Origin of the sequence: Hasllibacter sp. MH4015 (assembly GCF_020177575.1) — a bacterium.
GTDB lineage: Bacteria > Pseudomonadota > Alphaproteobacteria > Rhodobacterales > Rhodobacteraceae > Gymnodinialimonas.
Window position 1 is genome coordinate 1,840,578 of the sequence record NZ_JAHTBK010000001.1, and the last position, 22,912, is coordinate 1,863,489.

Sequence of the window (22,912 nt, forward strand, 5' to 3'; positions counted from 1 at the left end):
TCACCTGGCCTCCGGCGGGGGTTCGGGGCCTTGTCCTTCCGTCTCTTCCGGGGCGGCACCGACAAGGGCGCGCGCCACAAGCGCCGTCAGGACGATCAGCACCAGCCAGATCGCGAAGTAATAGACGAGGCCATCGGCCATGTCGGGACCGGTCACGCCCGGCTCCGCCTCCGCCGCCGTGTCGCCGCCGCGGATGAAGATCGGCCCGAAGATCAGGATCAGCCCCAGGACCGGCAGCAACCTCGCCGCATCCTGCAAGCGGTTCTGCCGGTAGGTGCGGCGTTCCAGGAACAGGCGGCGGGCCACGGGCGGGCTAGCTCCCCTGCCCGCCGACCGCGCGTGGGCCAAGGCTCCGGGGCATCAAATCCCCCGCGATGCTCAACAATTCGGCGTTGGAGAACGGCTTGGTCAGAAACGCATCCGCCCCCAGCGCCATCGCCACTTCGCGGTCCTTGGCCTGCCCCTTCGCGGTCAGCATCAGCACCGGCAAATCCGCCGTGTCCCCGTCGCCGCGCAGGTCGCGCAGGATGTCGAGGCCGGACCGCCCGGGCAGCATCACGTCGAGGACCACCATGTCGGGGCGCACGCGGGCAATCTCTGCCACCGCATCCTCGCCCTTGCCGTGGCCCCGCACCTCCCACCCCTCTCGGCTGAGAATGAAACTGATCGCTTCGAGGATATTGCTCTCGTCCTCGATAATCAGGATGCAGCCCCGACGCGCCACGGCGTCGGTCTTGCGGATCTCGTTCATGGCCAGTCCTCCCCTCGGATGGCGCCTCCCATGCGCCCCAAGCCTGGTTTCTCGACGTTTGCACGGGCCACCCCATCCGCGCAATGGCTTCAACTGCAAAGGTCGGCGGCCGCGGCCCTATCTTCGCGCCGCGCAGTCCGTCCTCGGGCAGGTGCCGCATCCGGGGCCGATGGCGATGGGGGCCGGGCCCGGCTCTCCGGCCCCTTGCGGCATCACCAGCATCGTCGCCTCCATCAGCGGGGCGGCACCGAAGCCGACCTGCCCCACCGGCTGCGCCACCGCCCAGGCCCGGAACCGTGCGCCGCGCGGCGTCTCCAACGTCGTGGCCTCCGCCTGTCCCGGACGGCCCAGCGCGCGATAAAGCGGCCAGAGCGGACAGCCCGGCACCACCCGCGGGATCTGGAATCCGGCCAGCCGACGCCGCATCGTCACCGCGCCCGACGCATCGCAGATCACCAGCCCCCGCTCCGGCACGCCGCCCGCCCGGGGCAGGCTCGCCAGGCGGCGCAGGATCAGGGCGACATCCCCGCCGCCCCGCGCCACCAACGCCGCCGGATCGTAATCGGCCTGCCGCGCGGCGCGCGCGAAATCCTCCAGCGGCAGGCGGGCGGCATCCTCCGCATACCGTGTCAGCCGCACCTCCCCCAGGGCGCGGGCGGCGGACCGATCCATGCCGGCGGTTCGGTCCAGCACGCCCGCAATCGCCAGCGCCCCTTTCGCCTCCAGCTCCGGGAAATGGAAATCGGCGGCCTCGAACATCGCCTCGACCGTCTCGTCGGGGGCGCCCTCCCCCTTGGCCTGTCCCGGCGTCTCGAAGGTCGCCAGCAACCCCGTGGCCTGCACCGAAAGCCGCTCCGCCTCCTCGTGCAGGTTGCGGTGAAACCGTCCGCGCCAGGCCGGGTCCAGATCGCTTTCGCGCACCAGGATATCGGCGGTGGACCGGATCGCGGCGACGGACGACAGCACCTCGTGCATCGCCTCGGCCAGATCCGGGTCATGGCCAAGACGGTCGCGCAACGCCTCCACCTGCGCCTCCAGGTCCTGCGCCCTTCGTTCTTGCGCCGCGATCAGGTTGGTCCAGCCGGGAAAGCGCGCCGCCAATTCGTCGATTCGGTCCGTTTCCGCCCGCGCGCCCCCCTCCGCACGGGCCGCCGCGTCAAGGGTTTCGCTCACCGCCGCCGTGGCCCCCTCGCTCAGCACCGAGGGCGCGACGCCCAGCGCCTCGGCCAGCGCCAGAAGCAGCTTGCCGCCGATCTTGCGGTGATTGTGTTCGATCAGGTTGAGGTAGGAGGGCGATACACCCACGGCCTCGGCCAACGCGCCCTGTTTCAGGCCGCGGGCCAGGCGCCGCTCCCGGATGCGGCTGCCGGTCAGGTCGGATCGCGTGTTCTGTGCCATCTTTACTGACTTTTCCATGGCAAACAGGCGCTTGCAAGCCTGGCGTTGTCGCCGTCGCGTCCCGCTTGACCCACGCCATTCATTATATAACCATATGGTTATGATTCGTTCCGCCCCAACGGCCGACCCGACGCTCGACGCCGTGTTTCACGCGCTCGCCGATCCGACGCGCCGGGCAATCCTTGCGCGGCTGACGGCGGGGGAGGCCTCCGTGACCGACCTCGCGCAGCCCTTTGCCATCAGCCAGCCCGCCATCTCCAAACATCTGAAAGTGTTGGAGAATGCGGGCCTCATCGACCGCGCGGTGGACCGGCGACGCCGCCCCGCCCGGCTCAACGCCACACGCCTCAGCGCGGCTGTCGAATGGCTCATCACCTTCCGCGCCCATTGGGACACGCGGCTCGATACGCTCGACGATCTTCTGGTCGAGCTGCAATCCAACCCCGCTGAAAGGGACCCAGATGACTGATCTGCCCACCTATACTCTCACCCGCGCCTTCAAGGCCCCGCGCGATCTGGTTTGGCGCTGCTGGACCGATCCCGAATTGCTGGGGCGCTGGTACGGACCGGGGGTGGAGACGGTGATCCACCAACTCGCGCCCGAGGTCGGCGGGCTCTGGCTGCACGAGATGAAGATGGGGCCGAACTCCATGTATCAGCGCATGGAATATACCGAAGTCACCCCGCCGGAGCGGTTGGCGATGCTGATGTCCACGGCGGATGCCAATTGGGCCGCCGCGCCCCATCCGATGATGGAAAACTGGCCCCGGACGCTCCTGACGATCGTGACCTTCACCGAGGTTGCGGGCGGCACCGAGATGGTTTTGACCTGGACGCCCCACGGGGCGAGCGCGGCCGAAATTGCGGCCTTCGCCGCTGCCATGGACGGGCTCGATTCCGGCTGGGGCGCGGGGATGGAGATCATGGAGCAGATCCTGGCCGAGCTGACGGCCTAGGGGCGCATTCGCTACATTTGTCGGTATCTCGCCTGCGCAGATTCACCTGTCTGTAAGGAATTGCTGCAAATCTGACCGGTGATTTGGGGCCTCACACATGCTTCGTGTTCTGAGGAGAGCGAGAAATGGATATCACCACCACACCGCCGCGCGTGGAATTGGCGGTCCAGCCGACACAGGCGGAAACGCGCCTTGCCGCGCATGCCGTCACCGGACGTCCGGAAACGGCGAATCCCGTCACCGCACCGGACCGGCCAAGCCATCCCGCACCGATCAAGGGGCTGGGGATACCGCCGCTGGACATGTACCAGGTCGGCGACAACGACGACATTCCCCTGCCGCCCGAACCGCCGCGTCAATCCGTGGCCATGGTCCGGGTCGACCCGCCCGCGGGCGATGCCCGACCCGACGCGCCCGAGGCGGCGCCCGACAGGTCGGACAACAGGGCCGATCCATCGCCCAGGCCCTACGCATCCGCCGTGGCGGAGCCGGAAAATCCCACCGTGGACATCCGCCGCTAGCGCCTGCGCCCCCGAAGCCAGCGCCCCCGCCCACGAAACGAGCATCCGCGCCCACGAAAAAGGCCCCGCACGTTCACCGCACGGGGCCCATCCTCTCGCGCGGCCGGGCTTACTCCGCCAGCGCCGCGTCGGTGATGGCGTGGGTGAACGCCCCCTCCGGCGCGGCGGAGATCACGGGGTCCGACCCACCGGCCAGCAACGTGTCGACCGTGCGCTGATACGCCTCTTCATCCAGGCGGCCGTCGCCCCCTTCGACCAGCAGCGCAATTTCGCCCATCATCCGGGTCTGATGCTCCTCGGTCTGGGCGCCCGTCTCGTCGTAATCCAGCACGATCATCGCCGCCTCGTCGGGGTTCTCGACCGCCCATTGCCAACCGCGCATCGACGCGCGCACGAACCGTGCCATGCGATCGACGAAGTCCGGATCTTCCAGGTTCTCCTCCAGCGCCCAGATACCGTCCTCCAGCGTGGAGACGCCGTAATCCTCGTAGCGGAACGTCACCAGCTCTTCCGGCGTCACGCCCGCGTCGATCACCTGCCAATATTCGTTGTAGGTCATCGTCGACATGCAATCGGCCTGGCGCTGGATCAGCGGGTCCACGTTGAACCCGGCCTGGAGCAGCGTCACGCCGTCGTCTCCGCCTTCCACGCCGATGCCAAGCTGGCTCATCCAGCTCAGGAACGGGTATTCGTTGCCGAAGAACCAATGCGCGACCGTCGCGCCCGCCAGATCTTCCGGCGCCGTGATGCCGCTATCGGCCCAGCAGGTCAGCATCAGGCCCGACCGCACGAAGGGCTGCGCGATGTTGACGACCGGCAGGCCGCTTTCCCGCGCCGCCAGCGCGCTCGGCATCCAGTTCAGCATCACGTCCGCGCCGCCGCCTGCCAGGACCTGCGGCGGGGCGATGTCCGGCCCGCCGGGGATGATGTTCACGGCCAGGCCTTCCTCGTCGTAATAGCCGTTCTCAAGCGCCACGTAATAGCCCGCGAATTGCGCCTGCGTGACCCATTGCAGTTGCAGGTTCACCTCGTCCGCATGGCCATCCGCAGCGGCCACGCCGCCCGTCGCCAACAGCGCCGCCGCGCCCAATGTCAGTTTTCTCATTGATCTTCCCTCCAGGTTGGTTTTCGTTTTTCCCTTGGCCCCTCCGCCGCTTCTCGGGCGGGTCACGCCTTGCGTTGCGACGGGTGCCAGAATGTCAGTTGCTTCTCCAACAGGGCCATCAGACCATAGAAGCCCGATCCGGCCAAGGCGGCCACCGTAATCTCGGCCCAGACCACGTCCATGGCCAGCCGCCCCACCTCGATCTTGATGCGAAAGCCCATGCCCACGGTGGGGGAGCCGAAGAATTCAGCCACGATGGCCCCGATCAGCGCAAGGGTTGTGCAGATTTTCAACCCGTTGAACAGGAATGGCAGGGCCGTGGGCAGGCGCAGCTTCAAAAGGCTCTGCCAGTAACTCGCGGCATAGGTGTGCATCAGGTCGCGCTGCATCTGGTCGCTGGCCTTCAACCCCTGCACGGCGTTCACCAGCATCGGGAAGAACACCATCGCCACGACCACCGCCGCCTTGCTGGCCGGCCCGAAGCCGAACCACATCACGAAGATCGGGGCGGTGCCGACAATCGGCAGGGCGGCGATGAAATTGCCCACCGGCAGCATGCCTTTTTGCAAGAACACGGACCGGTCGATGGCCAATGCCGCCAGCACCGCCGCCCCGCACCCGATCACGTAGCCCACGAGCGCGCCTTTCAGGATCGTCTGCACGAAGTCGGCCCACAGGATATCGGTATTCGCCGCAAACGCCGCCGCGATGGCTGACGGCGCGGGCAGGATCACGGGGCTGATCCCGTAAAGCCGCACCGCCATTTCCCAAAGCGTTAACAGCGTTAACCCGAAGATCAGCGGCACCAGCAAGCGCGCGCCCGACGCCCCCGACCGCGAGAGAGCGACGTTGAGCAGCCAGGCCCCGAGCCAGACCCCGACCATCGCGGCCAGCCGCCAATCAAGCGCCGCAAGGATCACCACCACAAGCACGCCAAGGCCCGCACCAAGCCCGACGCGACGCATCATTATGGGCGCCGCCCCGCTCATGCGCTCAATCCCATCCGGCGCAGTGTCGCCCGCTCGATCAGTCCCAGCAACGCCACAAGGCAAGCCGCGCAGATCGCCGCCATAAACAGCGCCGACCAGATCTGGATCGTCTGGCCGTAATAGCTCCCCGTCAGCAACCTCGCCCCAAGCCCGAACCGTGCGCCCGTGGGCAATTCCGCCACGATGGTGCCCACCAATGCCGCCGCGATGGCGACCTTGAGCGACGCGAACAGGAACGGCACGGATGCCGGCAGGCGCAGCTTGAAAAGCGTCTCCGCGCGGCTTGCGGAATAGGTGCGCAGCAGGTCCAGATCCATCGCCCCGGGGCTGCGCAACCCCTTCACCATGCCCACCACGACCGGGAAGAACGACAGATAGGCCGAGATCAGGGATTTCGGCACAACACCGGTCAGCCCGACCGCGTTCAGCACCACAATGACAATAGGCGCGACCGCAAGGATCGGGATGGTCTGCGAGGCAATCGCCCAGGGCATCACGCTCAGATCCATCGCCCGGTTATGCACGATCCCGATGGCCAGAAGCAGCCCCGCCAAGGAGCCGATCACAAACCCCAGAAGCGTCGGCGCGAGCGTCTGATAGGCGTGGAAGAAAAGGCTCCGCGGGTTCGGCCGCATCTCGCCGCGCCGCTCGCGGAACATCTCTTCGCCCGCCGTGGTGTTCCACAACTCCACCGCCACCTGGTGCGGCGCGGGCAGTCGCGGGCGCTCCTGCGCCATCGTATCGGCAAAGACCTCCGAGGCTGACATCTCCACCCCCCGCCGTTCCGCCGTATCCAGCGTGATCGACCGGTTCATCAGGTAGGCGCCCGCATACCAGATCAGCACGATCACCCCCACGACCGTCAGCACCGGCAACACCGCCATGCTGATCCGCCGCATCGCCATGCAGAAGGCACAGGGCGGGGCCGCATCCTGTGTGGGGTCGACCGCCATACTCATGCCGCCGCCCACCGCATCAACACATCCGGTAGGCCCTCTTCATTGTCGCCGTCGGTGCGCGACACTTCCCGAAGCCCTTCACGCAGGTAGAAATCCCAGGCTCGCCGATTGGCCTGCATCACGTAAAGCACGAAGGTGCCGTGGGTCGCCTTGGCATGATCCAGCAGCGCCTTTCCAACGCCCCGGCCCGGCCGCCGCGCCATCAATGCCGTGACCTCGCGCGCATCGGCATCCCACGAATAGAACCCATCGACCGATGCACCGAACACCCATGTTTCGCGCGTCTCGAAAACGGGTCCGGTGTAGAACGCCAGCACAGCCTCCCGCGTGTGAAGATCGCGCGCCCAATCGCGGCTTGCGATCCAGTCGGCGGTCATTTCGGCACATACCACCATGTCCCCGGCCTCAGCGCGGCGGATGACGGGCGCGTCATTCATCATAGGCGTGCCCCTCGCGCAGCCCTTCGCGCACCCGGTGTGCCAGCGCCAGGAATTCCGGCGTGTCGCGGATATCCAAGGGTCGCTCGCGCGGCAGATCGCTCTCGATCACATCCGTGATCCGCCCCGGTCGCGGGCTCATCACGACGATCTTGGTGCTGAGGTAAACGGCTTCGGGGATCGAGTGCGTCACGAACCCGATCGTCTTCTCCGTCCGCGCCCAAAGCTTCAGCAATTCCTCGTTCAGCCGGTCCCGCACGATCTCATCCAACGCCCCGAACGGCTCGTCCATCAGCAGCAGATCGGCATCGAACGCCAGCGCCCGCGCGATGGAGGCGCGCTGCTGCATGCCCCCCGAAAGCTGCCATGGAAATTTCTTGCCAAATCCCTCCAAATCAACGAGTTGCAGGACGTGGCTCACGCGCTTTTCCTGATCGGCGGCTGAGAACCCCATGATCTCCAGCGGCAGCTTGATGTTCTTCTCAATCGTCCGCCACGGATAAAGCCCCGCCGCTTGAAACACATACCCATAAGCCCGCGCGCGGCGGGCCTCGTCGGGTGTCATTCCATTGACGGTGACCTGGCCGCCCGTGGGCTGCTCCAACGCTGCGATGACCCTCAAAAACGTCGTCTTCCCGCAGCCCGACGGCCCGATGAACGAAACGAAATCGCCCTTGTTGATGGTCAGATCCACGTCCTTCAGCGCATGGACCGGGCCGTCATTCGTCTGGAACGTGAGGTTCAGGGATTGGGCGGAGATGACCGGCGTGGCCACGCCTGGATTATGCTGCACGTTCAACACGTTACTCATAGGGCGGCCCCCGGCCGCGGGTGGGGGTAAAGCCCCCGCCCGGGGGGGCGGTCGGGGGCTGCCCGACGTGCCGCCGGGCTCACGTTCGAACCGAAAATCATGTCCCCTCCTCCGAATGTTTTACGGGCCGGTACTTCAGCAATACGAGCCAGCAAAACAGAACCGAGAAAGCGATCAACGGTAACGCGGAATATTGCCAGACATAGGAAAAAGAAAAGAAATCAGGAACATCTGGCGCGCCCAATTCCTCAAGGTCTGAGACCTCCAGCCGCCATGCAAACGAATGAATAATCAAAAAGCCTACGAGGCTCGCCGTTAAGGCCAAGAAAACCACTCCGACATTCTGCAGATGTCGTGATTTTTGGGTCGCCAGAGCAAGGGGATACCAGACAAGAAATGTCACGAGAGCTGTCACAACGATCAACGGGACCGCTCCGAAAATGACCGCAAAACCAATGGTCTGCACCAAGCTCCGCCATTCACGAACAGTCCAGTAATCCCACCGATAGTCGATGTGTGCGTGTGTCGCCGCTATCATCGTGGTGCAAACTCCGACCAAGGCCACATACGCAAACACCCGGCCAAAACTCACCCAATCCTCCACTCAAACCCCCGCCGGAATGTTCAGCGGATCGCGCTCAATCTTCCTCGGCGTGTTCAGCGCCTTCCACTTGCTCAGCGCCTGCGACGGGCTCGCCGCCGGGGGCCGCTTCACGAACCGCCCGCGCCCGGGCTGGGGCTGCGAGTTCTGCCCTGCCGCCCAGACCACATCCCCGCGGCTCAGCGTATAGCGGGGCGAGGCACTCACCTCCATCCCCTCGAACACATTGTAATCAAGGATACTTTTCGCCGTCGACGTCGAGATCGTCCGGCCAAGTTTCGGGTCCCAGACCACCACATCGGCGTCGCCGCCCACGTTGATCCCTCCCTTCATCGGGTAGATGTTCAGGATCTTCGCGATGTTGGACGACGTCACCGCCACGAATTCCTCCGGCGTCAGGCGGCCCGTCTCAACCCCGCGCGTCCAGAGCATCGCCATCCGCTCCTCGAGGCCTCCGGTCCCGTTCGGGATCATCGCAAAGTTATCGACACCCATGCGTTTCTGCTCATCGGTGAAGGCCGCGTGGTCTGTCGCGACCACCTGCAGCGACCCGGCGGCGAGGCCGTTCCACAGCCCATCCTGATGGTCCTTCGAGCGGAACGGCGGCGACATCACCCGGCGCGCGGCGTATTGCCAATCCTTGTTGAAATACTCGCTCTCATCCAGCGTCAGGTGCTGGATCAACGGCTCGCCGTAAACGCGCATCCCTTTCTGGCGGGCACGCCGGATCGCTTCGTGGGCCTGCTCGCAAGAGACATGCACAATATACAAAGGCGTTCCGGCTGCATCGGCGATCATGATCGCGCGGTTCGCGGCTTCGCCCTCGACCTCCGGGGGCCGCGAATAGGCATGCCCCTCCGGCCCAAAGACCCCTTCCTCAAGGTATTTCTGCTGAAGCTCCGCCACGATGTCCCCGTTCTCCGCATGGACCAGCGGCAGTGCACCAAGTTCGGCGCAGCGCTTGAAGGAGGCGAACATCTCGTCATCCTCGATCATCAGCGCGCCTTTATAGGCCATGAAGTGCTTGAACGTGTTGATGCCGCGTTCTTTAACGACGGCCTCCATCTCATTGAAAATGCTCTCGTTCCAGCCGGTGATCGCCATGTGGTACGAGATGTCGACGCAGATCTGGTCCTTCGACTTGCGGTCCCATTCGTCGATGGCGTTCAGGAGCGAGCCGTCCTCCCCGGGCAGGCAAAAATCGACGAGCATGGTGGTCCCGCCCGCCGCCGCGGCGAAAGTGCCGGTCTCGAACGTCTCCGCCGCGGTGGTACCCATGAAGGGCATCTCAAGGTGGGTGTGGGGGTCGATGCCCCCGGGGATCACATAGGCGTCGGAGGCGTCGATGACCTCGTCGCCGTTCAGGTTCTCGCCGATCTCGGCGATCTTTTCGCCTTTGATCAGCACATCCGCCTTCCATTGACGGTCCGCGGTCACGATCGTGCCGCCCTTGATCACCTTGCTCATGATATCCCCCAAATTTGCTCCGTTACGACTGCGCCACCACGCAGATCATGCGTTGCTCCCGCGTCAGAAGCGGGATGTACGTGCTTTCGACAGGGCCGCGATGCAGGTACCAGTAGCAGCCGTCGGGCTCCAACCGGGCGCTTGACGGGTCCTGACCCGGCGCGACGAGTGCCAGCACCTCATCGGGCAGTTCCTCCACCTGGCCCTCAGGCGTCGGCGTCACACAGCCCGCCAGGGCGAGCGACGCGCAGGCGGCCAGCCATACCTTTGAATTCATTCTACAATCTCCGCCGTTTCCACGACCGCATGGAACAGAACATCCGTGCCGGCCGTCGCCCATTCGGGGCTGATTTCCTCGGCCTCGTTATGGCTCAACCCGTCCACGCAGGGACACATCACCATCGCCGTCGGGGCCACATCATTGATCCAGCACGCATCGTGCCCTGCCCCCGATACGATATCCATGTGAGAATATCCAAGCCTCTCAGCCGCTTGGCGAATGGCCGTGACACATTTGTCATCGAAGGCGGGCGGGTCGAATTGGCCCACGATCTCGGCCTCGAAGCCCACACCGATGTCTTCACACAGCGCCGGCGCACGCTCCATCAGCTCGTCCACCATCGCGTTCAGCTTGTCGAGAAGGTGGGTCCGCATGTCGACAGTGAAGACGACCTTGCCCGGAATGATGTTGCGGGAATTGGGATAGACGTCGATATGCCCGATAGCACCCACCGCATTGGGCTGGTTCTTCATCGCGATCTCGTGGACAAGCTCGGTGATCAGCGCGAGGCCGCGGCCCGCATTCTTGCGCATATGCATCGGGGTGGAGCCGGTGTGGCTTTCCTTGCCCGTCACCGTGCATTCGATCCAGCGCAGGCCCTGCCCGTGGGTGACGACGCCGATATCCACGCCTTCCGCCTCCAGAATGGGGCCTTGCTCGATATGGAGCTCGAAGAAGGCGTGCATCTTGCGATCGCCGACCTTTTCCTCGCCTTTCCAGCCGATCCGTTCGAGTTCATCGCCGAACCGCTTTCCCTCCGCGTCGACGCGGTCATAGGCCCAGTCGAGCGCGTGTTTCCCTGCGAAAACCCCGCTGGCGAGCATTGCGGGCGCGTAGCGGGTGCCTTCCTCGTTCGTCCAGTTCGTGACCACGATGGGATGCTTTGTCCTGATGTCGAGGTCGTTCATCGTGCGGATGATCTCCAACCCGCCAAGCACGCCCAGAACGCCGTCGTATTTCCCGCCCGTGGGCTGGGTATCGAGATGGCTGCCCACGTAAACCGGCAGCGCATCCGGGTCCGTCCCCTCGCGCCGGGCGAACATGTTGCCAATCTCGTCGACCCCCATGGTGCAGCCCGCATCCTCGCACCAGCGCTGGAACAGGTGCCGGCCCTCGCTATCCTCATCGGTCAGCGTCTGGCGGTTGTTCCCGCCCGCGATGCCGGGGCCGATCTTGGCCATCTCCATCAGCGAGTCCCACAAACGCTCGCCGTTGATCTTCATGTTTTCGCCGGGGGCTGGCATGGGCTCGCTCCTATTTCAGTTCGGTCTCGATGAAGGCCATCGGCGCATCGCCGCCATTGATCACGTTATGCTCAACGCCCTGATCCCGGCGATAGACGCTGCCTGCGGGGATCGTGACCTCGCGGGTCTCCCCACCGGGCTCCTCCAGCCGCATCTGGCAATCGGTCAGCGTGGTGATCACGTAATCCATGCCGTGGACGTGCCAGCCGGTCTCATCCCCGGGCGCGAAATCGAACCGGGTGACGCGCACGCGGGCATCGTCGATCAGGGTTTCCGCCTTTGCTTCAGGCATCGGCTGGCCTCCGAGAAAATCTCTGTATCTTTGCGGCAGGCGCGTTCACAGCGGCCCAAGGGCCGCCGCGCCATCGACGGGCCGTCCCGCGGCCTGTCGATTTGGCTGATCTCGGTGACACGCATGGGCGTTGCCCGCACTTGGCCGGCATAAAGTGCGCTGAACCAACGTCGGGTCGACAGACCCCGGCCCGTCGACGGCAAGCCGCTCGTAACATCACTTCAACCCCTGCAACACGTCACGCAAGGTGCCATACAGCTGATCTATCTCGCCCTTCGAGATGATCAGCGGCGGCGACATGGCGATGATGTCGCCGGTCGTGCGGATCAGGACGCCCTTCTCGTAGCAATCGAGGAACGCCTGGAAGGCGCGCTTTGTGGGCTCCCCTGCAATCGGTTCCAACTCCACCGCGCCGATCAGGCCCATGTTGCGGATGTCGATCACATGGGGCAGGCCGCGCAGGGAATGCAGCCCCTCTTCCCAATAGGGCGCGAGGTCCGCCGCACGTTCGAACAACCCGTCTTCGCGATAGGTCTCCAGCGTCGCGAGACCGGCGGCCGACGCAATGGGATTGCCCGAATAGGTGTAGCCGTGGAACAGCTCGATCAGGTGCTCGGGCCCTTGCATGAAGGCATCGTGGATGCCTTTCGTGGCCAAGACCGCGCCCATCGGGATCACGCCGTTGGTCAGCCCCTTGGCGGTGGTGATGAGGTCCGGCATGACATTGAAATGCTCCGCCGCGAAACTGCTGCCAAGCCGCCCGAAGCCGGTAATCACCTCGTCGAAAATCAGCAAGATGCCGTGCTTCGTGCAGATCTCGCGCAGCCGTTCGAGGTACCCTTTGGGCGGCATCAGAACGCCGGTGGACCCGGCCATGGGCTCCACGATACAGGCCGCAATCGTCTCCGCCCCGTGGAGCGCCACGATCCGTTCCAGATCCTCGGCCAGATGCGCGCCGTGTTCGGGCTGGCCTCTGGTGAAGGCGTTCTCCGGCAGATGGGTGTGCGGCAGGTGATCCACCCCGGTCAGGAGCGAGCCGAAGACCTTGCGGTTGTTCACGATGCCACCGACGGAGATGCCGCCGAAATTCACCCCGTGATAGCCCCGCTCGCGCCCGATCAGGCGGGTCCGCGACCCCTGCCCGATGGCGCGCTGGTACGCGATAGCGATCTTGAGCGCCGTTTCCACCGACTCGCTGCCGGAATTGGTGTAAAAGACGTGCTCGAATGGCTCCGGCGCCATGTCGCGCAGCCGGTTGGCCAGCTCGAACGCCTTGGGATGGCCCATCTGGAAGGCGGGCGCATAGTCCAGCTCCGCCGCCTGTTTCTGGATCGCCTCCACGATCCGCGGCTGGTTGTGGCCGGCGTTGCAGCACCACAATCCGGCGGTACCGTCCAGCACGTCGCGGCCATCGGCGGTCTTGTAATGCATCTTGTCGGCGCCCACGAACATGCGCGGGGTCTGCTTGAATTGCCGGTTCGCGGTGAACGGCATCCAGAAGGCGCTCAAGTCATTGGGAACCGGGTTGCTGCGGTCAAGTGCCATGGCTCATCTCCCCCCGTCGCGTGGCGCGACGCAAAATCTTTTGACCAAATGGTCAAGGACACGCTAGCAAATGCCCTGTGCCAGTCAACGTAAACGATACCGCAGATTGCCCCTTTCGAATGCATCTGCCAAGGAAAGCCGCGAATGTGCCGCGACTTTGGGCAAGGAGAACGTGATGGCCGTGCCCAAACCCCGCACCCGCATCCAGGAAAAGAACCGCGCCCGCGTGTTGGAGGCGGCGTTGGAGGTGTTTTCCCGCCACGGTTTTCGCGGCGCAACCCTGGATGAGATCGCGCGGGAGGCGGGGCTGTCGAAGCCCAACCTGCTCTATTATTTCGCCTCGAAGGAGGAGATCCACGTCACGCTGCTTGAGGGGTTGGTGGATACCTGGCTCGACCCGCTGCGCGCGCTGGATGCCGATGGTGATCCGCAGGCGGAATTGCTGGCCTATGTACGACGCAAGTTGCAGATGAGCCGGGACCTGCCGCGCGAGTCGCGCCTGTTCGCGCAGGAAATCGTGCAGGGCGCGCCCCGGATGAAAGACGGGCTGTCGACGGATTTGAAGGCGTTGGTCGATGAAAAGGCCGAGGTGCTGCGTGGCTGGTCCAGCGCGGGGAAGCTGGCCCCGGTCGATCCGCATCACCTGATCTTCTCGATCTGGTCGCTGACCCAGCATTACGCTGATTTCGACGTGCAGGTCCGCGCGGTTCTGGGAGAGGGCCGGGAACCTATCGACGAGGCGGAGGTGTTCCTTGAGGCTTTGTTCCGGCGGGTTCTGGCGCCCTAGACGGCCCGTCGCCGATCCGCACCCGCCGGGACGGCGATGGCCTTACGCGCACTTCAAGCCTCGATCTTCGACACCGTGAAGGCTTCCAGATCCAACCCCTCGGCCTCCGCCCCATCGAAATCAATGTGAAGATGGTTGCCGTCCGGGTCCCAGACATTGACCTGGACCAGCGGCATGTCGGGCACTTGGACCACGCGGTGCGGTTCCCCGCCATCAGCCAACCGCTCCAGAAACCCGCGCAGACCTCTCGCCCGGAACGCCGCGTGTTCCAGTGCCAGGTCATCCGCCTTGGGCGACGCGGTCGCGACCTCCACCAGATGCACGACCGGGTGATCGCCCGCGTAAAGCCATGCCCCGGCAAAGGGAAAGGGCGGGCGATGTCCGTTCCGAAGCTTCAAATACTGGCCGTACCAAGCGATCATCGCTTCCATCTGGACGGTCTGAAGGTTCACGTGGTCGAGGCGCTCGATCATCTATCCGCCGCTCACTCCGCCGCTTCGACCCGGCCCGGATTATTGGGATGGGTGGTCCAGTTGGCATAATCCGGCTCCACCGGCTTGCCGGTGCGGGGGTCGACCTCTCCGGCGTCCATCTCGACCATCGTGATGCAATCCTCCACCGGGCAGACATTGACGCAGAGGTTGCAGGCCACGCATTCGGCGTCGATCACCTCGAACACGCGGTCGGCGGACATGGAAATCGCCTGATGCGACGTGTCTTCGCAGGCCGCATAGCAGCGCCCGCACTTGATGCAGGCATCCTGGTCGATCCGCGCCTTGGAGACGTAGTTGAGGTTCAGGTACTGCCAATCCGTCACGTTCGGCACCGCGCGGCCCACCAGGTCGTCGAGGCTCATCCCCTTCTCATCGAGATATTGCGACAGGCCCGAGATCATCTCCGACACGATTTTGAAGCCGTAGGTCATCGCCGCCGTGCAGACCTGCACGTTGCCCGCGCCGAGCGCCATGAATTCGGCCGCATCACGCCACGTCGTGATGCCCCCGATGCCGGAGATCGGCAGGCCGTGCGTCTCGGGATTGCGCGCGATTTCCGACACCATCGACATGGCAATCGGCTTCACCGCCGGGCCGCAATAGCCGCCATGGGAGCCTTTGCCGTCGATGGACGGCTCGGGTGACATCGTGTCGAGGTTCACGGATGTGATGGAATTGATCGTGTTGATGAGGCTGACCGCATCCGCCCCGCCACGATGCGCGGCTTCCGCCGGTTTGCGGATGTCGGTGATGTTGGGCGTCAGCTTCACGATGACGGGTTTGGAGTAGTATTGCTTGCACCAGCGAGTTACCATTTCGATGTATTCCGGCACCTGCCCCACGGCGGCGCCCATGCCACGCTCCGACATGCCGTGGGGGCAGCCGAAGTTCAGCTCGATCCCGTCCGCGCCGGTATCCTCCACCAGGGGCAGGATGGCTTTCCACGCCTCCTCCTCGCAAGGCACCATGATGGAGACGATCATCGCGCGGTCAGGATAATCCGCTTTCACACGCTTGATCTCTTCAAGGTTGGTGTAGAGGTCGCGGTCGGTAATCAGTTCGATATTGTTGAGGCCCAGAAGCCGCCGGTCCGCGCCGTAGATCGCGCCGTAGCGGGGTCCGTTCACGTTCACCACGGGCGGGCCTTCCGCGCCGAGGGTTTTCCACACGACCCCGCCCCACCCGGCCTCGAACGCGCGGCGGACGTTGTATTCCTTGTCCGTCGGCGGCGCGGAGGCGAGCCAGAAGGGGTTTGGCGAATGGATGCCGAGGAAGTTGGAGGTCAGGTCAGCCATGGTTTGTCTCCTCAGAATGCGCTCTGGTGGTCGGGGCAGAAATAGGACGTGCGCCCCCCCACGGTTTTCTTCGTGATGGTGCCGTCGCAGCGGGTGCAATCGTCGCCTGCCGCGCGGTGGTGGATCAGCCAGTCGCCCGGCAGCTTGGAATAATCCGCGCCGGTGTCGACCACGGCTTGCAGGATATCACGACTCGCCCGGTGCATGTCCGTGACTTTGCCGGTGGGCAGATCGCAGGCCCGCGTTTCGGGGTCGATACCGGTGCGGTAGAGCGTCTCGTCCGCCCAGAGATTGCCGATCCCGGCCAGCTTTTTCTGGCTCAGCAGGGCGGATTTCACCGCGCCCCGCGTCCCGCCCACGGCGCGCGCGAAGGCATTGTCGCCGATGGTCAGGGCGTCGGGGCCGAGGCCCTTGGCCGTGATGAAGGCCTCCACGTCCTCCACCAGTTCCACGTGGCCGAATTTGCGCGGATCGCGGAAATGCAGGCGGTGATTGCCTTCGAAGACGATCGTGAAGCGGATGTATTTGGCCTCCGCCTGCCCCGCCGTCATCACGCGGACGGAGCCGGCCATACCAAGATGGATATGGAGCCATGGCCCGTCGACGGAGCCCACGAAAATGTATTTCCCGTGTCGGTGGGTCCGGGTGAATTGCGTCCCGATCAGACGGTCCCGGTCGGGCTTGGAGGGCATGTCCATATGGCGCACCTCCCCCAACCGGATGTCGGTGATGGTGCGATGAAGCGCCCCGTCCTCGATCCGCTGGCGGGCGGCTTCTGCCTCGGGAAGCTCAGGCATCGCCGGACAGAGCCGCGTGGATATCCTCCGCCGCGTCGCGCCCCTCGGCCACGGCGGTCACGGTCAGGTCTTCGCCTCCGCTGGCGCAATCGCCGCCCGCCCAGACACCTTCCGCGCTGGTCCGGCCCGCGCCGGTCACGGCGATCTTGCCCCCGTCGAGGGTGAGCGCATCGGGTGCGCCGTTGAGCGTCTGGCCGATGGCCTTCAGCACCTGGTCGGCGGGAATATCGAACGTCTCTCCCGTACCGGTCAGGCTGCTTCCCTCGGCGCGGGTATATTCACACCGAAGCGCCTGTGCCGCGCCGTTGCCGAGCACTTCCACCGGCATGGCGTTGAAGATGAAGCGCACGCCCTTGGAGGCGGCAAGGTCCTGTTCGAACCGGCTGGCGGGCATGGAATCGCGACCCCGGCGATAGACCAGGGTGACGTTCTCCGCCCCCAGCAGCTTCGATTGCACGGCGGCGTCGATGGCCGTCATGCCACCGCCGATCACGACGATGTTTCGGCCCACGGGCAGCGCCGCCAGGTCATCGGCCTGGCGCAGGTTGGCGATGAAATCGACGGCGTCGACCACACCTTCGCGCCCTTCCCCCTCCGCCCGCAAAGCGTTCACGCCCGCCAGACCCATGCCAAGGAAAACAGCGTCGTAATCTGCGCGCAGCGTGTCGAGCGACAATTCCCGCCCGAGGGCCTTGTTGTAATGCACTTCGATGCCGCCGATTTTCAGCAGCCAATTCACCTCCGCCTCCGCGAAGCCATCGGTCGTCTTGTAATAGGCGATACCGTATTCGTTCAGGCCGCCCGCCTTGGGCCGCGCATCGAACAGGTCCACGCCGTGGCCATGCATTGCCAAACGGTGTGCGCAGGCCAGCCCGGCGGGGCCCGCACCGATCACGGCGATCCGTTTCCCCGTCGCCGGTGCCCGTTCGAACGGATGCACGCCGGAGGCCATCACCGTGTCGGTCGCATACCGCTGCAACTGGCCGATCAGCACCGGCTTGCCCTCGGCCGCCTCGCGCACGCAGGCCTCCTCGCACAGTGTCTCGGTCGGGCAAACCCGCGCGCACATGCCGCCAAGGATGTTCTGGTCGAAGATCGTCTGGGCCGCCGCCTCGGGCGTGCCGGTGGCGATCTGGCGGATGAAAAGCGGGATGTCGATGTCGGTCGGGCAGGCCGTGATGCAGGGTGCGTCGTGGCAGAAATAGCACCGGTCGGCGGCCACCAGCGCCTCATGCGCGTCCAGTGGTGCGTGCAGGTCGCTGAAATTCTCGGACAGGGCATCCGGCGCCAGACGTGCGGGCGCGATGCCGGGGGTGAAGGGGCTGTTGGTCAAGGCGGCCTCCCTTGCGAATGCTGGGGTCTTCGGTTGGGTTCAGGCTGGCACGGGTTCAAAAATTTATCAAATGGTAAAATTTCTGCCGGACCGGGTGGGCCGAAAGCCTTGCGGATGAAAGCATGTTTGCCGAAAATTTGGGCGATTGCGGGCTGCAATCGCGCAGACCAGCGCCCATATCGGGATGAACAGAGCGGCTTTTCCCCGGCGGAACCCTGCGGTATAGCGGCTCAACACGACCGTCCCGCAGGCGGGGCCAAGGACAACGATGGGGAGCATTATGGCTGAGAAACCGCATGATCAGGACGTGGCCTTCATCAAGGCTTTGGCGGAGGTGCTTCGGGAAAACGATTTGACCGAGTTGCACGTCAAGCGTGAATACGGCGAAAGCGATTGGTTGAATGTCCGCGTGGCCAAGCAGCAGCCCATGGCCGCGCAGCCCATGATGATGCAGGCCCCCGCGGCACCGGCCACGCCCGCACCGGCCGCTGCGCCCGCGGCCCCCACCTCCTCCCCCGCCGCGCAAGCCCCAGCCGTTAGCGAAGATCCGGCCCAGGCCCCGGGTGCCGTGACCTCGCCCATGGTCGGCACCGTCTATTTGCAGCCCGAACCCTCCGCGCCCGCCTTCGTCAGCGTGGGGGACAAGGTGGTTGAAGGTCAGACGCTTCTGATCGTCGAGGCGATGAAGACCATGAACCAGATCCCCGCCCCGCGCGCAGGCACGGTCAAGCGCATCGTCGTGGAAGACAAGGCACCCGTCGAATTCGGCGCGCCGTTGATGATCATCGAATAAGCAGCTTTTCCCGGGGGGCCCTGCCCATGTTCCGCAAGATCCTGATCGCCAATCGCGGCGAGATCGCGCTTCGTGTCATCCGCGCCGCCCGCGAGATGGGGGTGGAGACGGTGGCCGTGCATTCCACCGCCGACACCGATGCGATGCATGTGCGCATGGCTGACGAGTCGGTCTGCATCGGCCCGCCGCCCGGCACCGACAGCTATCTGTCGATGTCCGCGATCCTGTCGGCGTGCGAGATTTCCGGGGCCGAAGCCATCCACCCGGGATACGGGTTCCTGTCCGAGAACGCGAATTTCGTCCAGGCCGTGGAAGATCACGGGATCAAGTTCATCGGCCCGTCCGCCGAACATATCCGCACCATGGGCGACAAGATTACCGCCAAGGAGACGATGATAAAGCTTGGCGTGCCCTGCGTGCCGGGGTCGGAGGGCGGCGTGCCGGACCTCGCCGCCGCGCGCAAGATTGGGGAAGATTTCGGCTATCCCGTCATCGTCAAGGCCACCGCAGGCGGCGGCGGGCGCGGAATGAAACTGGCGAAATCGGCGGCGGAGATCGACACCGCGTTCGGCGCGGCCCGGTCCGAGGCCAAGGCCGCCTTCGGCAATGACGAGGTCTATATCGAAAAATACCTCGGCACGCCGCGCCATATCGAGGTGCAGGTGTTCGGCGACGGCAAGGGCAACGCCGTCCATCTGGGTGAGCGCGACTGTTCCCTGCAACGCCGCCACCAGAAGGTGTTCGAGGAGGCCCCCGGCCCCTCCATCACACCCGAATTGCGCGCGCAGATCGGGGAGACCTGCGCCAAGGCCGTGGCTGATCTGGGCTATGAGGGCGCGGGCACCATCGAGTTCTTGTACGAGAACGGCGAATTCTACTTCATCGAGATGAACACGCGCCTTCAGGTCGAACATCCGGTGACGGAGGCGATCATGGGCGTGGACCTCGTCCGCGAGCAAATCCGCGTGGCCGCCGGCCTGCCGATGTCGTTCAAGCAAGATGAGCTACAGGTCAACGGCCACGCCATCGAGGTGCGGATCAATGCGGAGAAGCTGCCCAACTTTTCCCCCTGCCCCGGCACGATCAGCCAGTATCACGCGCCCGGCGGGTTGGGTGTGCGGATGGACAGCGCGCTTTACGACGGCTACCGCATTCCGCCCTACTACGACTCGCTGATCGCCAAGCTGATCGTCCATGGCCGCGACCGGCCCGAGGCATTGGCGCGTCTGAACCGCGCGTTGGGGGAGCTGATCGTGGACGGTATCGATACCACCGTGCCGCTCTTCCGGGAACTGTTGCAGGCGGACGCGGTGCAGACCGGCGATTACACGATCCACTGGCTGGAAGGCTGGTTGGAAGAGAACCTGCAATAGCCCCATCGCGGGCGGCTCAGGCCGGTTGCCATAGTTCGATCGGATTGCCCTCGGGATCGTCGAGCCAGGCGAAGGTCCCGTTGGGATAGACCTCCGGGTCGCGCTTGACGGTGATCCCCGCGCTTTCCAACTGTGCGATCATCGCCTCCAGATCCGACACGCGGAAATTGACCATGAAGGGGCGCGGTGCGTCGGTCATCGGGCTGGTGAGCGTCGTGAAAGGCGCGAAAACCGTTTCACCCGCCTCTTGTGTCCAGGGCGGCGTGTCGTAATCGCCGGGGACAAGGTCGATGCCCAGGTGGTCGCGATACCATTTCGCGAGGGCGTCGGCGTCCTTGGCGACGAAGAACAGGCCCCCTATTCCGTCCACTTTTTGCATGGCGCATCCTCCCCCCCGTGCTGGTGGCCAATCGTGAAAGCTGCGCACAGGATGACAGGCGACTTGCGTTCGGAAAAGGGGCGCGGCGCGCATGGGATCGGGCCGGGGCCCTGCTTGGGCCCGGTGATCGTGCAGCGCATCTCGGGAGGGGAAGGTCGTCCGCCAGGGTCGGACGCGGATGCGGAACGGGTCCGCGCATCGTAAAGGTGGACGGCGCCGCCCGAAGGCGGACCGGCGCTGCTGCCCGCAGGGCGGACAGGCTGGGACATGTGCATGCGGTGCCCAGACATCCGGCGGTCCCGAAATCGGGGCCTTGCGGGGTGCAAGGCTGACATCCACCGGACCGGAAAGCCGATCACATCGAGGTCCGGACCAGAGCGGCCCGGGTTGGAATTCCAAGCGGGGACAAGACCATAGCGCCCCTAACATCCCGTTAACGCCGCCCGCCACGCGCGAAATAATTCCGCAAACGCCAAGTTTTCATGGGCTTTTCGATCCATCGGCCCTAACTGTCGCCCATGGCCCACGATATGCACCCTTCCCCGCGGCCCGCGCTCAGCCCAGAGTTGATGGTGCGGGCCTATGCGGCGGGCATCTTCCCGATGTCCGAGGGGGCCGAGGATACGGAGGTGTTCTGGGTCGACCCGCAACGCCGCGGCATCTTTCCGATCGACGGGTTCCACATATCCCGCTCGCTGCGCCGCAGGGTCCGGCGCGGGGGCTATAGCGTGCGCGTCAACTACGATTTTCCGGGCGTGATCGACGGCTGCGCGGACCGCGCGCCGACCTGGATCAATTCCACCCTGACCGAATGCTACATGGCGCTCTATTCCAGGGGCCTCGCCCATTCCGTGGAGATATGGGATGACGAGGGGCTGGCGGGCGGCGTGTTCGGCGTGGCGTTGGGTGCCGCATTTTTCGGCGAGAGCATGTTCTCACGCAGGACCGACGCCTCGAAGCTGGCGCTGGCGCATCTTGTGCAGCGGCTGCGCCTTGGTGGATTCGTCCTCTTCGACACTCAATTCGTGACCGACCATCTGCAAAGCCTGGGCGCCATCGAGGTTGCGCGGGCCGATTACCGGGCGAAACTGGCGACCGCTTTGATGTTGCCCGCCGATTTCCTGTCCCTGCCCGAGGATGCGCCGCTGGAGGTCTGACCCCTCAGGCCGCCGCGCAGCCCAGAACCCAGACATCGTAGCGCGCATGTTCCAACGCGTTGAGCGCGGGGGAGGAGGCGATCATCCAGCCCAGGAACAGTTGCTGCCCTTCAAGGTCCAGAACCTCCAGATGCGCATAGGCATCGCCGTCCGGATCGCCCGCCGGGAACCGGCATTCCGTCACCCGCACCGCGATGCGCCCGAACACCACCGTCTGACCGATGGCCAGTTCGATATCCGTGGGCTGCCCAAGCAACCGGTCGAGCGCGCGCAGCGACACGACGCTGCCTTGCTGCGTCGGGGGCTGGCTGATGGAGGTGACGGGGCCGGTGACGCCGGGAAAGCTCTCGAACGAGCCCTGGCTGCCACCATCGCCGAGGTTGAGCGTGATATCCCCGCCGCCGGTATCGGCAATCAGACCGCCATCTTCCGAGATCGTCAGCTCCGTGCTGCCATCGCCGGAATCGAGCTGGAAATCCTCGAACGTGTTGTCACCATCGAAATTATCGAATTGCTGCGCCGCGACGGGCGCGCAGATGGCCAGACACGCGGCCAGGCATATCGACCCGAGACGGCGCATCAGCTGCCTTCACTGCCGCCGAAGAACCGCAGCAAGAGCGTGATGAGGCTGACGGAGGATTGGGTGTCGAGGATCTCTCCCCCCTCCTCCAGATCGAACGGAGAGCCGCCGGGGATCACTTCGACGAACGAGCCGCCCAGAAGCCCTTCGGACGAGATCGCGATGGCGCTGTCATCGGGAAGGACCACGTCATTGGCCACGGCAAAGGTCGTCTCCGCCAGGAAGGTCGTCGGGTTCAGTTCCATCCCCGTCACGGTGCCGATGCGCACGCCCGCAAGGCGCACTTCGGTGCCAACTGCGATCCCCTCGGCGGAGCGGAACGCGGCGGTCAATTCGTAGCTGCCCGCCTCGGACGGGCCACCGGGGCCGGAGGCATAGACGAAAAAGCCGATCGCGGCGGCCAGGACAACGGCACCGGTGGCAATCTCGGGAAGGGAATAGTCAGTCTCGGCCATGGGAGTGCATAGCGTGGGCGTGACGGCGCGCCAAGGGGGGTGCTGCGCGCCCGCCCGTTTGCGGCACGATCACTCCGGGCTCCACGCCTCGTAATCGCGCCGATCCGCCGGTT

28 protein-coding genes are annotated in these 22,912 nt (G+C 65.0%); 7 read left to right on the forward strand and 21 right to left on the reverse strand.

Going from position 1 to position 22,912, the window contains the following annotated elements:
- The 3 genes from KUW62_RS09510 to KUW62_RS09520 form a co-directional block, all read right to left on the reverse strand.
- Nucleotides 1-306, reverse strand: coding sequence for a hypothetical protein (locus KUW62_RS09510; RefSeq protein ID WP_224815247.1), 306 nt, complete (start codon nucleotides 304-306; stop codon nucleotides 1-3).
- A gap of 7 nt (nucleotides 307-313) precedes the next feature.
- Nucleotides 314-751 carry a response regulator transcription factor gene (locus KUW62_RS09515; protein ID WP_224815248.1) on the reverse strand — a complete coding sequence of 146 codons (438 nt, stop codon included), beginning with the start codon at nucleotides 749-751 and terminating at the stop codon, nucleotides 314-316.
- Between the two features lie 117 nt (nucleotides 752-868).
- A complete protein-coding gene (locus tag KUW62_RS09520) occupies nucleotides 869-2,149 on the reverse strand; it encodes a helix-turn-helix transcriptional regulator (protein ID WP_224815249.1) in 1,281 nt (426 codons plus the stop codon).
- Between the two features lie 100 nt (nucleotides 2,150-2,249).
- Between KUW62_RS09520 and KUW62_RS09525 the strand changes: the two genes are divergently transcribed.
- The 3 genes from KUW62_RS09525 (at nucleotide 2,250) to KUW62_RS09535 (ending at nucleotide 3,626) form a co-directional block, all read left to right on the forward strand.
- The gene (locus KUW62_RS09525; RefSeq protein ID WP_224815250.1) at nucleotides 2,250-2,618 is read left to right on the forward strand and encodes a helix-turn-helix transcriptional regulator; all 369 of its coding nucleotides are present in this window, start codon (nucleotides 2,250-2,252) and stop codon (nucleotides 2,616-2,618) included.
- The gene (locus tag KUW62_RS09530) at nucleotides 2,611-3,105 is read left to right on the forward strand and encodes an SRPBCC domain-containing protein (RefSeq protein WP_224815251.1); all 495 of its coding nucleotides are present in this window, start codon (nucleotides 2,611-2,613) and stop codon (nucleotides 3,103-3,105) included. Before KUW62_RS09525 ends, KUW62_RS09530 begins: the two co-directional genes overlap by 8 nt.
- 125 nt (nucleotides 3,106-3,230) lie before the next feature.
- Nucleotides 3,231-3,626 (forward strand): hypothetical protein, encoded by a 396-nt coding sequence (locus KUW62_RS09535; protein ID WP_224815252.1) that lies wholly within the window; start codon nucleotides 3,231-3,233, stop codon nucleotides 3,624-3,626.
- A gap of 109 nt (nucleotides 3,627-3,735) precedes the next feature.
- Here the strand turns inward: KUW62_RS09535 and KUW62_RS09540 are convergent, their stop codons facing one another.
- From KUW62_RS09540 to KUW62_RS09590, 11 genes are all read right to left on the reverse strand, one after another.
- The gene (locus tag KUW62_RS09540; RefSeq protein WP_224815253.1) at nucleotides 3,736-4,731 is read right to left on the reverse strand and encodes an ABC transporter substrate-binding protein; all 996 of its coding nucleotides are present in this window, start codon (nucleotides 4,729-4,731) and stop codon (nucleotides 3,736-3,738) included.
- Between the two features lie 62 nt (nucleotides 4,732-4,793).
- Entirely contained in the window at nucleotides 4,794-5,699 is a 906-nt protein-coding gene (locus KUW62_RS09545; protein WP_370632878.1) for an ABC transporter permease, read from the reverse strand.
- A 17-nt stretch (nucleotides 5,700-5,716) separates the two neighbouring features.
- Complete coding sequence (locus KUW62_RS09550; RefSeq protein ID WP_370632921.1) at nucleotides 5,717-6,604, reverse strand: ABC transporter permease; 888 nt, start codon at nucleotides 6,602-6,604, stop codon at nucleotides 5,717-5,719.
- 71 nt (nucleotides 6,605-6,675) lie between these two features.
- Nucleotides 6,676-7,116 (reverse strand): GNAT family N-acetyltransferase, encoded by a 441-nt coding sequence (locus KUW62_RS09555; RefSeq protein ID WP_224815254.1) that lies wholly within the window; start codon nucleotides 7,114-7,116, stop codon nucleotides 6,676-6,678.
- Nucleotides 7,109-7,927 carry an ABC transporter ATP-binding protein gene (locus tag KUW62_RS09560; protein WP_224815255.1) on the reverse strand — a complete coding sequence of 273 codons (819 nt, stop codon included), beginning with the start codon at nucleotides 7,925-7,927 and terminating at the stop codon, nucleotides 7,109-7,111. Before KUW62_RS09560 ends, KUW62_RS09555 begins: the two co-directional genes overlap by 8 nt.
- Nucleotides 7,928-8,024: 97 nt before the next feature.
- A complete protein-coding gene (locus tag KUW62_RS09565) occupies nucleotides 8,025-8,531 on the reverse strand; it encodes a conjugal transfer protein TraG N-terminal domain-containing protein (protein ID WP_224815256.1) in 507 nt (168 codons plus the stop codon).
- Nucleotides 8,532-9,995 carry a dihydropyrimidinase gene (hydA, locus tag KUW62_RS09570; protein ID WP_224815257.1) on the reverse strand — a complete coding sequence of 488 codons (1,464 nt, stop codon included), beginning with the start codon at nucleotides 9,993-9,995 and terminating at the stop codon, nucleotides 8,532-8,534.
- Between the two features lie 22 nt (nucleotides 9,996-10,017).
- A complete protein-coding gene (locus tag KUW62_RS09575) occupies nucleotides 10,018-10,272 on the reverse strand; it encodes a hypothetical protein (protein WP_224815258.1) in 255 nt (84 codons plus the stop codon).
- Nucleotides 10,269-11,519 (reverse strand): Zn-dependent hydrolase, encoded by a 1,251-nt coding sequence (locus KUW62_RS09580; RefSeq protein ID WP_224815259.1) that lies wholly within the window; start codon nucleotides 11,517-11,519, stop codon nucleotides 10,269-10,271. Before KUW62_RS09580 ends, KUW62_RS09575 begins: the two co-directional genes overlap by 4 nt.
- 10 nt (nucleotides 11,520-11,529) lie before the next feature.
- On the reverse strand, nucleotides 11,530-11,811 hold the full coding sequence (locus tag KUW62_RS09585; protein WP_224815260.1) for a cupin domain-containing protein: 282 nt from the start codon (nucleotides 11,809-11,811) through the stop codon (nucleotides 11,530-11,532).
- 216 nt (nucleotides 11,812-12,027) lie between these two features.
- Nucleotides 12,028-13,356, reverse strand: coding sequence for an aspartate aminotransferase family protein (locus tag KUW62_RS09590; protein ID WP_224815261.1), 1,329 nt, complete (start codon nucleotides 13,354-13,356; stop codon nucleotides 12,028-12,030).
- Between the two features lie 175 nt (nucleotides 13,357-13,531).
- Between KUW62_RS09590 and KUW62_RS09595 the strand changes: the two genes are divergently transcribed.
- The gene (locus KUW62_RS09595) at nucleotides 13,532-14,143 is read left to right on the forward strand and encodes a TetR family transcriptional regulator C-terminal domain-containing protein (protein ID WP_224815262.1); all 612 of its coding nucleotides are present in this window, start codon (nucleotides 13,532-13,534) and stop codon (nucleotides 14,141-14,143) included.
- 53 nt (nucleotides 14,144-14,196) lie between these two features.
- Here KUW62_RS09595 and KUW62_RS09600 read toward each other — a convergent pair whose 3' ends face one another.
- From KUW62_RS09600 to KUW62_RS09615, 4 genes are read right to left on the reverse strand one after another with little or no spacing between them, the layout of a single operon-like run.
- Entirely contained in the window at nucleotides 14,197-14,616 is a 420-nt protein-coding gene (locus KUW62_RS09600; RefSeq protein ID WP_224815263.1) for a VOC family protein, read from the reverse strand.
- Nucleotides 14,617-14,627: 11 nt separating this feature from the next.
- Nucleotides 14,628-15,932, reverse strand: a complete 1,305-nt coding sequence (gene preA, locus KUW62_RS09605; RefSeq protein WP_224815264.1) for an NAD-dependent dihydropyrimidine dehydrogenase subunit PreA — start codon at nucleotides 15,930-15,932, stop codon at nucleotides 14,628-14,630.
- Between the two features lie 11 nt (nucleotides 15,933-15,943).
- Entirely contained in the window at nucleotides 15,944-16,729 is a 786-nt protein-coding gene (locus KUW62_RS09610; protein ID WP_224815265.1) for an Fpg/Nei family DNA glycosylase, read from the reverse strand.
- On the reverse strand, nucleotides 16,722-18,062 hold the full coding sequence (locus KUW62_RS09615) for an NAD(P)-dependent oxidoreductase (RefSeq protein WP_224815266.1): 1,341 nt from the start codon (nucleotides 18,060-18,062) through the stop codon (nucleotides 16,722-16,724). The genes KUW62_RS09610 and KUW62_RS09615 overlap by 8 nt, the downstream gene beginning before the upstream one ends.
- Before the next feature lie 280 nt (nucleotides 18,063-18,342).
- On the opposite strand from KUW62_RS09615, the gene accB reads away from it, so the two are divergent.
- Nucleotides 18,343-18,855, forward strand: a complete 513-nt coding sequence (gene accB / locus KUW62_RS09620) for an acetyl-CoA carboxylase biotin carboxyl carrier protein (protein ID WP_224815267.1) — start codon at nucleotides 18,343-18,345, stop codon at nucleotides 18,853-18,855.
- Between the two features lie 26 nt (nucleotides 18,856-18,881).
- Nucleotides 18,882-20,228: an acetyl-CoA carboxylase biotin carboxylase subunit gene (gene accC / locus KUW62_RS09625; RefSeq protein ID WP_224815268.1), complete on the forward strand. Its 1,347-nt coding sequence runs from the start codon at nucleotides 18,882-18,884 to the stop codon at nucleotides 20,226-20,228.
- A 16-nt stretch (nucleotides 20,229-20,244) separates the two neighbouring features.
- On the opposite strand, the gene KUW62_RS09630 is transcribed toward accC, so the two are convergent.
- Nucleotides 20,245-20,607 (reverse strand): VOC family protein, encoded by a 363-nt coding sequence (locus KUW62_RS09630; protein WP_224815269.1) that lies wholly within the window; start codon nucleotides 20,605-20,607, stop codon nucleotides 20,245-20,247.
- 518 nt (nucleotides 20,608-21,125) lie between these two features.
- Between KUW62_RS09630 and aat the strand changes: the two genes are divergently transcribed.
- Nucleotides 21,126-21,764, forward strand: a complete 639-nt coding sequence (gene aat / locus KUW62_RS09635; protein WP_224815270.1) for a leucyl/phenylalanyl-tRNA--protein transferase — start codon at nucleotides 21,126-21,128, stop codon at nucleotides 21,762-21,764.
- A gap of 4 nt (nucleotides 21,765-21,768) precedes the next feature.
- On the opposite strand, the gene KUW62_RS09640 is transcribed toward aat, so the two are convergent.
- Nucleotides 21,769-22,344 carry a DUF2155 domain-containing protein gene (locus tag KUW62_RS09640; RefSeq protein ID WP_224815271.1) on the reverse strand — a complete coding sequence of 192 codons (576 nt, stop codon included), beginning with the start codon at nucleotides 22,342-22,344 and terminating at the stop codon, nucleotides 21,769-21,771.
- Complete coding sequence (locus KUW62_RS09645) at nucleotides 22,344-22,799, reverse strand: outer membrane lipid asymmetry maintenance protein MlaD (protein WP_224815272.1); 456 nt, start codon at nucleotides 22,797-22,799, stop codon at nucleotides 22,344-22,346. Before KUW62_RS09645 ends, KUW62_RS09640 begins: the two co-directional genes overlap by 1 nt.
- Between the last annotated feature and the right edge of the window lie 113 nt (nucleotides 22,800-22,912).

What these genes read in the sequence shown, in the direction of transcription:
- KUW62_RS09515 (WP_224815248.1), bottom strand. Translation starts at nt 751, where the DNA reads ATGAACGAGATCCGCAAGACCGACGCCGTGGCGCGTCGGGGCTGCATC.
- KUW62_RS09520 (WP_224815249.1), bottom strand. Translation starts at nt 2,149, where the DNA reads ATGGCACAGAACACGCGATCCGACCTGACCGGCAGCCGCATCCGGGAG.
- KUW62_RS09525 (WP_224815250.1), top strand. Translation starts at nt 2,250, where the DNA reads ATGATTCGTTCCGCCCCAACGGCCGACCCGACGCTCGACGCCGTGTTT.
- KUW62_RS09530 (WP_224815251.1), top strand. Translation starts at nt 2,611, where the DNA reads ATGACTGATCTGCCCACCTATACTCTCACCCGCGCCTTCAAGGCCCCG.
- KUW62_RS09535 (WP_224815252.1), top strand. Translation starts at nt 3,231, where the DNA reads ATGGATATCACCACCACACCGCCGCGCGTGGAATTGGCGGTCCAGCCG.
- KUW62_RS09540 (WP_224815253.1), bottom strand. Translation starts at nt 4,731, where the DNA reads ATGAGAAAACTGACATTGGGCGCGGCGGCGCTGTTGGCGACGGGCGGC.
- KUW62_RS09545 (WP_370632878.1), bottom strand. Translation starts at nt 5,699, where the DNA reads ATGATGCGTCGCGTCGGGCTTGGTGCGGGCCTTGGCGTGCTTGTGGTG.
- KUW62_RS09550 (WP_370632921.1), bottom strand. Translation starts at nt 6,604, where the DNA reads ATGGCGGTGTTGCCGGTGCTGACGGTCGTGGGGGTGATCGTGCTGATC.
- KUW62_RS09555 (WP_224815254.1), bottom strand. Translation starts at nt 7,116, where the DNA reads ATGAATGACGCGCCCGTCATCCGCCGCGCTGAGGCCGGGGACATGGTG.
- KUW62_RS09560 (WP_224815255.1), bottom strand. Translation starts at nt 7,927, where the DNA reads ATGAGTAACGTGTTGAACGTGCAGCATAATCCAGGCGTGGCCACGCCG.
- hydA (WP_224815257.1), bottom strand. Translation starts at nt 9,995, where the DNA reads ATGAGCAAGGTGATCAAGGGCGGCACGATCGTGACCGCGGACCGTCAA.
- KUW62_RS09575 (WP_224815258.1), bottom strand. Translation starts at nt 10,272, where the DNA reads ATGAATTCAAAGGTATGGCTGGCCGCCTGCGCGTCGCTCGCCCTGGCG.
- KUW62_RS09580 (WP_224815259.1), bottom strand. Translation starts at nt 11,519, where the DNA reads ATGCCAGCCCCCGGCGAAAACATGAAGATCAACGGCGAGCGTTTGTGG.
- KUW62_RS09585 (WP_224815260.1), bottom strand. Translation starts at nt 11,811, where the DNA reads ATGCCTGAAGCAAAGGCGGAAACCCTGATCGACGATGCCCGCGTGCGC.
- KUW62_RS09590 (WP_224815261.1), bottom strand. Translation starts at nt 13,356, where the DNA reads ATGGCACTTGACCGCAGCAACCCGGTTCCCAATGACTTGAGCGCCTTC.
- KUW62_RS09595 (WP_224815262.1), top strand. Translation starts at nt 13,532, where the DNA reads ATGGCCGTGCCCAAACCCCGCACCCGCATCCAGGAAAAGAACCGCGCC.
- KUW62_RS09600 (WP_224815263.1), bottom strand. Translation starts at nt 14,616, where the DNA reads ATGATCGAGCGCCTCGACCACGTGAACCTTCAGACCGTCCAGATGGAA.
- preA (WP_224815264.1), bottom strand. Translation starts at nt 15,932, where the DNA reads ATGGCTGACCTGACCTCCAACTTCCTCGGCATCCATTCGCCAAACCCC.
- KUW62_RS09610 (WP_224815265.1), bottom strand. Translation starts at nt 16,729, where the DNA reads ATGCCTGAGCTTCCCGAGGCAGAAGCCGCCCGCCAGCGGATCGAGGAC.
- accB (WP_224815267.1), top strand. Translation starts at nt 18,343, where the DNA reads ATGGCTGAGAAACCGCATGATCAGGACGTGGCCTTCATCAAGGCTTTG.
- accC (WP_224815268.1), top strand. Translation starts at nt 18,882, where the DNA reads ATGTTCCGCAAGATCCTGATCGCCAATCGCGGCGAGATCGCGCTTCGT.
- KUW62_RS09630 (WP_224815269.1), bottom strand. Translation starts at nt 20,607, where the DNA reads ATGCAAAAAGTGGACGGAATAGGGGGCCTGTTCTTCGTCGCCAAGGAC.
- aat (WP_224815270.1), top strand. Translation starts at nt 21,126, where the DNA reads ATGGCCCACGATATGCACCCTTCCCCGCGGCCCGCGCTCAGCCCAGAG.
- KUW62_RS09640 (WP_224815271.1), bottom strand. Translation starts at nt 22,344, where the DNA reads ATGCGCCGTCTCGGGTCGATATGCCTGGCCGCGTGTCTGGCCATCTGC.
- KUW62_RS09645 (WP_224815272.1), bottom strand. Translation starts at nt 22,799, where the DNA reads ATGGCCGAGACTGACTATTCCCTTCCCGAGATTGCCACCGGTGCCGTT.